The organism is Janibacter terrae NBRC 107853, from assembly GCF_001591405.1.
GTDB classification, from domain to species: Bacteria; Actinomycetota; Actinomycetes; order Actinomycetales; family Dermatophilaceae; genus Janibacter; species Janibacter terrae.
On the sequence record NZ_BCUV01000005.1, the window covers coordinates 82,430 to 89,091 of the forward strand.

At 73.1% G+C, this 6,662-nt stretch carries 7 protein-coding genes; 3 read left to right on the plus strand and 4 right to left on the minus strand.

The window, feature by feature from the left end; translation table 11 throughout:
* Window positions 1-3: 3 nt before the first annotated feature.
* The 3 genes from JT1_RS05250 to JT1_RS05260 are packed head-to-tail and all read right to left on the minus strand — an operon-like array spanning window position 4 to window position 2,197.
* On the minus strand, window positions 4-624 hold the full coding sequence (locus JT1_RS05250; RefSeq protein ID WP_068324276.1) for an L-threonylcarbamoyladenylate synthase: 621 nt from the start codon (window positions 622-624) through the stop codon (window positions 4-6).
* A gap of 58 nt (window positions 625-682) precedes the next feature.
* Window positions 683-1,735, minus strand: a complete 1,053-nt coding sequence (locus tag JT1_RS05255; RefSeq protein ID WP_068324279.1) for an ArsO family NAD(P)H-dependent flavin-containing monooxygenase — start codon at window positions 1,733-1,735, stop codon at window positions 683-685.
* Between the two features lie 6 nt (window positions 1,736-1,741).
* Window positions 1,742-2,197 carry an OsmC family protein gene (locus JT1_RS05260; RefSeq protein ID WP_068324282.1) on the minus strand — a complete coding sequence of 152 codons (456 nt, stop codon included), beginning with the start codon at window positions 2,195-2,197 and terminating at the stop codon, window positions 1,742-1,744.
* Window positions 2,198-2,283: 86 nt separating this feature from the next.
* Here JT1_RS05260 and JT1_RS05265 point away from each other — a divergent pair, with 86 nt between their 5' ends.
* The gene (locus JT1_RS05265; RefSeq protein WP_068324285.1) at window positions 2,284-2,877 is read left to right on the plus strand and encodes a histidine phosphatase family protein; all 594 of its coding nucleotides are present in this window, start codon (window positions 2,284-2,286) and stop codon (window positions 2,875-2,877) included.
* Between the two features lie 6 nt (window positions 2,878-2,883).
* Here the strand turns inward: JT1_RS05265 and JT1_RS05270 are convergent, their stop codons facing one another.
* Window positions 2,884-4,365, minus strand: coding sequence for a glutamate-cysteine ligase family protein (locus JT1_RS05270; RefSeq protein WP_068324288.1), 1,482 nt, complete (start codon window positions 4,363-4,365; stop codon window positions 2,884-2,886).
* A 105-nt stretch (window positions 4,366-4,470) separates the two neighbouring features.
* Here JT1_RS05270 and JT1_RS05275 point away from each other — a divergent pair, with 105 nt between their 5' ends.
* Window positions 4,471-5,646: an exonuclease SbcCD subunit D gene (locus JT1_RS05275; RefSeq protein ID WP_068324291.1), complete on the plus strand. Its 1,176-nt coding sequence runs from the start codon at window positions 4,471-4,473 to the stop codon at window positions 5,644-5,646.
* The coding region (locus JT1_RS05280) for an AAA family ATPase (RefSeq protein WP_169701864.1) at window positions 5,643-6,662 on the plus strand (1,020 nt) is incomplete at its 3' end. The genes JT1_RS05275 and JT1_RS05280, both read left to right, overlap by 4 nt.

Consider the following 6,662-nt stretch of genomic DNA (forward strand, 5'->3'; position numbering starts at 1 on the left):
CGGTCACTCGAAGGGGGTGGGGTCACCCGCCCCGTAGCGCGCGATCTCGGCCTCCCCCGAGGACAGGTCGACGACGGTCGTCGGCTCGGTCGTGACCTCACCCGCGTCGATGACGATGTCGACCTGGTGGTCGAGGGCCTCCTTGACGTCCCAGCCGAAGGTCGGGGTGCGGTCCTCACCCGGCAGGAGCAGCGTCGACGTGAGCATCGGGTCGCCGAGTCCCGCGAGCAGCGCGAGGGTGAGCGGGTGGTCCGGGATGCGCACGCCGACGGTCTTCTTCTTCGCGTGCAGCAGCCGCCGCGGGACCTCCTTGGTCGCCGGCAGGATGAACGTGTACGGACCGGGCGTCGCGGCCTTGACCGCCCGGAAGACGGCGTTGTCGACGTGCACGAGCTGGCCGAGCTGGGCGAAGTCGGCGCAGAGCAGGGTGTAGTGGTGCCGCTCGTCCAGGCGCCGGATGTCCCGGATGCGGTCCTTGATCTCCTGGTCGTCCAACCGGCCGCCCAGGGCATAGCCGGAGTCGGTCGGGAAGGCGACGAGCGCGCCCTGCCTGAGTCGCTCGACGACCTGCCCGACGGTGCGGGGCTGGGGGTTGTCGGGGTGCACTTCCACGAAGCTGGCCATGCCCCCACCCTAGGATCCCTCGTGCCGGCACGGGAGGTGCGGTGACCCGTCCGTCCGCTCAGGAGGGGCCGGCACCCAGGTCGGCCGCGATGGAGGCCGCGAGCGCCCTGGCGGTGCGGCCGACCCCGATCAGGGTCGCCGAGGCCGGCCCGGTCCAGTCCCCGTAGCCGACGAAGCACACCCGGCGGTCCTTCACGGAGCGTTGGTCGACGACCTCGGGGACGCCCTGGGAGGTGCGCAGCCGCAGGGAACGCAGGTGACGCAGCGCCGGCCGGTACCCGGTGCACCAGATGATCGCGTCGAGGGGGAGCACCTCGCGGCCGATGACAGCACCTGCGGGCAGCAGCCGGTCGAACATCGGGCGCAGCCGCAGCGCCCCCTCGGCCCGTGCCTCGCGCACCCGCGGCAGCGCGACGATCTCCCCGACGAAGGCGTCCTCCCGCTCCCGGGCCGTGCCGGTCCCGATGCGCGCAGTGGCCCGGTCGAAGAGGTGCCGTCCGTCGACCTCGTCCGGCAGGAACCGCAGCCGACGGATGGAGACGAGCGAGACGCGCTCGACGGAGCCCACGAGGTCGGCGACCACCTGCACCCCCGAGTTGCCCCCGCCGACGACGGCCACGCGCTGCCCGGCGAAGTCCTCGGGACCGCGGTAGTGCGCGCTGTGCAGCTGGCGTCCGGCGAAGGTCTCGGCACCCTCGACGAGCGGGACGAAGGGGGCGGCCCAGGTCCCGGTCGCGTTGACGACGAAGCGCGCCCTCAGGTCGCCCCGGTCGGTGAGGAGCCGCAGGGCGGTCCCGTCCGGGCGCACCTCCCGCACCGAGACCGGACGCTCGACGGCCAGGTCGTAGCGCTGCTCGTAGCGGCGGAGGTAGTCGATGACGTGGTCGACCGGCGGGAAGGTGTCCGGGTGCGGCGGCATCGGCCACCCGGGCAGGGAGGAGTATGCCGCGGGCGAGAAGAGCCGCAGCGAGGGCCAGGTCGACTGCCACGCTCCCCCGGGTTGGGGCTGCCCGTCGAGGACGAGGTGGTCGATGCCCAGGCGACGCAGGTGGTAGGCCGTGGCCAGCCCTGCCTGTCCCCCACCGACCACGGCGACGTCGACCTCACGCATGAGCGCTCAGGCGTCCTCGGCGGACATCTCGATGGGCGTGCCGAGCTGGACCGTGCGGGAGACGGTGCACAGCCGGTCACGGGACTGGACGACCGAGCGGGGGAAGGCGGCGCGGGCGGCGTCGCCCCCTTCGCCCTCAGGGAACCCGATGCGGAAGGTGACCTCGAGATCGCTCATGTGGTTGCCGCGCTCGGGCGTCGAGACCTTGTCGCCCTCCGCGACGACGACGAAGGAGTCGGGCTCGGCGCGACGCGAGGTGATGTGGTCGACGTCGACGGCACTGCAGCCGGCGATGGCCGCGAGGAGCAGCTCGACCGGCGTGAAGTCGTCGGTGCTGCCGTCACCGATGGTGATCGTCCCACCGCGGACGTTGCCGATCTCGTAGCGCCCGAGCGCCAGCCGCGTCAGCTCGACGCTGCGGTGGCCCGGTCCGGTGCCGCCGGTGGTCTCTTCGTCCGTCATGCCTGCCTCCGTGTGGGTCGGTCGGGTCCGGTGCGCGCGGTCCCGGACCGATCCTCGCAGACGCGGCCTTGGCTAGTCTGACGACCATGGCAACCGCTCCCGGTCGACTCGTCCTCCTGCGCCACGGCGAGACCGAGTGGAGCCGCGACGGGCGCCACACCGGGTGGACGGACCTCCCCCTCACCGACGTCGGGCGCGAGCAGGCGTCCGCGACGGCCGGACGCCTCGAGGAGCTCGGGGTGGCGCCGGTCCTCACCCTCACCTCCGACTTGGCCCGGGCCAAGGACACCGCGCGGCTCGCGGGACTGGTCGCCGAGGTCGACCGCGACCTGCGCGAGTGGGACTACGGCGGGTACGAAGGGAGGTCGACCGCCGAGATCCGTCAGGAGAGCGGGACCGACTGGGACGTCTTCCGTGACGGGGTGGTGCCAGGGGCAACCCCGGGCGAGACCGTCGAGGAGGTGGCGGCGCGCGCCTCCCGGGTGGTCGCCCGGGTGAGGGCGCGGCTGGCCGAGGGGGATGTCGTGCTCGTCGGGCACGGGCACACCTCCCGCATCCTGGCGACGGTGTGGCTGCGGGCCTCGCCGCACCTGGCGGCGCAGCTGACCCTCGACGCAGCGCGCCTGTCGGTCCTCGGCCACCACCGCGAGGACCCGTGCATCCTCAGCTGGAACGCCTGAGCCGGCTCAGGGCAGCGGCCAGGTGTGCACCGGGTCGTTGCGGTGCATGTGCTCGGTGTACAGACCGGTCATCCCGGCGAGCGCCTCCGCCCGGTCCAGACCGCCCTCCTCGAGGCGACGGACGCACTCGGTCTGCCACACCGCACCGTTGACGCCGCTGGTGCACCGACCCTCGATGACGCCGAGGTAGCGGCTGATGACCCTGTCGGAGACGCCCCAGTCCTCGAGACCGCGCCGCGCCAGCGGGATCAGGTGCCGCAGGACGAGCTCGTCGGCGCCGAGCTCGCCGAGGCCCGGCCAGTAGAGGCGGGACCCCAGGCCGTCGCGGGCGGCCGCCTCGAAGTTGGCCTGTGCGGCCGGGAAGGACATCCGGGTCCAGATCGGACGGTCCTCGGCGGCGAGGGTGCGCACGCAACCGTAGTAGAAGGCGGCGTTGGCGAGCGTGTCGATGATGGACGGCCCGGCGGGCAGCACGCGGTTCTCGACCCGCACGTGGGGGCGGCCGTCACCGGGGTCGTAGATGGGGCGGTTCCAGCGGTAGACCGTGCCGTTGTGGAGGTTGAGCTCGCTGAGCTGCGGCGTGCCGCCCGCGTCGAGGACCGCGACCGGGTCCTCTTCGCTCGTCTCGGCGAGGAGCGCCGGGAAGTAGCGCACGTTCTCCTCGAAGAGGTCGAAGATCGAGGTGATCCAGCGTTCGCCGAAGAAGACCCGCGGGCGCACCCCTTGGTTCTTCAGCTCGATGGGCCGGGTGTCCGTCGCCTGCGAGAAGAGGGCGATCCTCGTCTCCGCGTGCAGGCGCCGCCCGAAGAAGAAGGGCGAGTTGGCCGCGAGCGCGATCTGCGGCGCCGAGATCACCTGGGCGGCGTTCCAGTGGTCGGCGAACTGGCCGGGGCCGACCTGGAGGTGCAGCTGGACCGAGGTGCACGCCGACTCGGGCGCGATCGACGCGGCGAAGGTGTGCAGTTGCTCCCCCGTCGGCCCCTCGATGTCGAGGACGATGTCCTCGCCCCGGGCGACGAAGATGGAGTCGTTGAGCGCCGTGTAGCGGTTGTTGGCGCTGATCCACTCACCGGCGAAGTGCTCCGGGCGGATCGTCGGCAGGATGCCGATGGGGATGATCCGGGCCCCGGCCTCGCGTGCCTTGCCCTCGGCGCGGTTGAGCGAGGTCCGCAGGTCCTCCTCGAGCTGCAGCGCGGCGTCCCCCGGCAGGGGCCGCGGCGCGACGTTGAGCTCGATGTTGAACTGGGCCAGCTCGGTCTGGTACTCGGGGTCGGCGATCGCCCGGAGCACCTCCTTGTTGACGAAGGCGGGCTGCTGCTCATCGTCGATGAGGTTGAGCTCGATCTCCAGGCCGGTGAGCGGCACGTCCTCGTCGAAAGCGCGCTCCTTGAGCATCCGCTCGAAGACGTCGAGGTTCTGGCGCACCTTCTCGCGGTAGCGCTGACGTTCTTCGCGGGAGTAGCTCTGCGCGGCGACTTCCTTGCCCATGGGCACACCCTGTCAGACCGCCGGACGATCCGGGAGTCCCGTGCGTCGGGCGAAGGGGGGTGTCGCGCCGCCGCGTTGTCGGTGCCCGCTCGTAGCGTGGGCGCCATGAAGCTGCTGCACACCTCCGACTGGCACCTGGGCCGCTCCTTCCACGGAGTGGGGCTCCTCGGTGCCCAGGCGGAGTACGTGGACCACCTCGTCGAGGTCGTGCGGTCGGAGGGGGTCGCCGCCGTGCTGGTCTCGGGCGACGTCTACGACCGGGCCCTGCCCTCCCCCGACGCGGTGGCGCTGCTCTCCGACGCGGTCACCCGGGTCATCGACGCCGGGGCGCAGGTCGTGCTCTCCAGCGGAAACCACGACTCCGCGATCCGGCTCGGCTTCGCCTCCGACCTGCTCTCCCGGGCCGGACTGCACATCCGCTGCGAGGTCTCCTCCGTCGGACGACCCGTGCTCCTCGACGACGCCGCGGTCTACCCGCTCCCCTACCTCGAGCCGGCGGCCGCCACGGTGACCGACGAGCTGGGTGTCGAGCGGCGCACGCACGAGGCCGTCCTCGGCGCCGCGATGGAGCGGGTCCGTGCCGACGCCGCAGCGCGGGGCCCGCGCACCGTCGTCATGGCGCACTGCTTCGCCGGTGGTGGTCTCACGAGCGACTCCGAGCGCGACATCACGACCGGTGGCGTCTCGATGGTGCCCGCCGAGGTGTTCGACGGCGTCGCCTACGCGGCCCTGGGGCACCTCCACCGCCCTCAGCAGGTCGCGCCGACGGTGCGGTACAGCGGCTCCCCGGTCGCGATGTCCTTCAGCGAGGCCGGCCACCGCAAGGGGTCCTTGCTCGTCGACCTGGCAGAGGACGGCTCCGTCCACGTGGAGCAGGTCATGGCGCCCGTCCACCGCGAGTTCGCGGTGCTGCGAGGTGACCTGGCGGACCTGCTCGGCTCGCGGGCCCACGAGGCCGCCGAGTCCGCCTGGGTCCAGGCGACCCTCACCGACCCCGTGCGTCCCGTGGGCGCCCTCGACCGGCTTCGGGAGCGCTTCCCGCACCTGCTGCAGCTGCGCTTCGACCCCGTGGGGGCCGCCACACCGGTGCGGACCTACGCCTCGCGGGTCGAGCGTCGGGCGCCGATCGACGTCTGCTGCGACTTCGTCGCCGACGTGCGCCGCGGCCACGAGCCCGAGCAGGCGGAGCGCGACCTCCTCACCGCGGCTCTCGAGGCCGGCCGGCGCCGGCAGGACGTCGCCGAGGACCTCGGCCGCACGCGTCGACGGGGCGCGGCATGAGGTTGCACCGCCTGACGGCCACGGCCTTCGGTCCCTTCGCCGACGACGTCGACCTCGACCTGGACCACCTGGGGTCGGCCGGCCTCTTCCTCATCCACGGTCCGACCGGGTCCGGCAAGACGAGCCTGCTCGACGCGATCTGCTACGCCCTCTACGCCAACGTGCCGGGCGACCGGATGACCGCCACGCTGCGCAGCCAGCATGCGGCCGACGACGTGCGCACCCGCGTGCGCCTGGAGCTGACGCTCGGTGGGCGACGCCTGCGGATCACCCGGCATCCCGCTCACGAGCGTCCCAAGCGTCGCGGCTCGGGCACGACGACGGACCAGGCCAGGGTCGAGCTCGAGGAGCGATCGGGTGGGCGCTGGGAGACCGTCAGCACGCGCATCGACGAGTCCGCGCAGGTGCTCGACGACCTCCTCGGGATGGGGCTCGACCAGTTCCGCCGGGTCGTCCTGCTCCCCCAGGGCGACTTCGCCGCCTTCCTCCGGGCGACCGACGAGGAGCGCCGGGAGGTCCTCGAGCGGCTCTTCGACATCACCGCCTACACCGGCGTGGAGTCGCACCTCGTGGAGCGACGCCAGCGCGCCGAGGCCGCGGTGAGCCAGGGCCGAGCGCGTCTCGCCGGGCACGTCGGCCACCTCGTGGACCACCTCACCGGCCTCGACGTCGAGCTGGCTGCCGTCGATCGCCCCTGGTCCGAGCTGACCCCTTCGGCACTCGACCCCGCGCTCACCGAGGTCGCCACGGCCCTGTCGACCCACGCGGGCGAGGTGCTGGCGGACGTGGACGCCTCCCGGTCCGCCGACACGACAGCGCGCTCGGCTCTCGACGAGGGGCGGCGCGTCGATGCGCTGCGGCGGCGCGGGCGTCGGGCCGCAGCGGCCGTCGAGGCCCTCGAGGGCGGGTCCGCCGACCACTTCGCACGGCGGGAGCTGCTGGCCGCAGCGCGGTCCGCCGCGCTCGTCATGCCGCACGTCGAGGCGCACGCCCGTGCCCGGCGCGCGCTGGAGGCC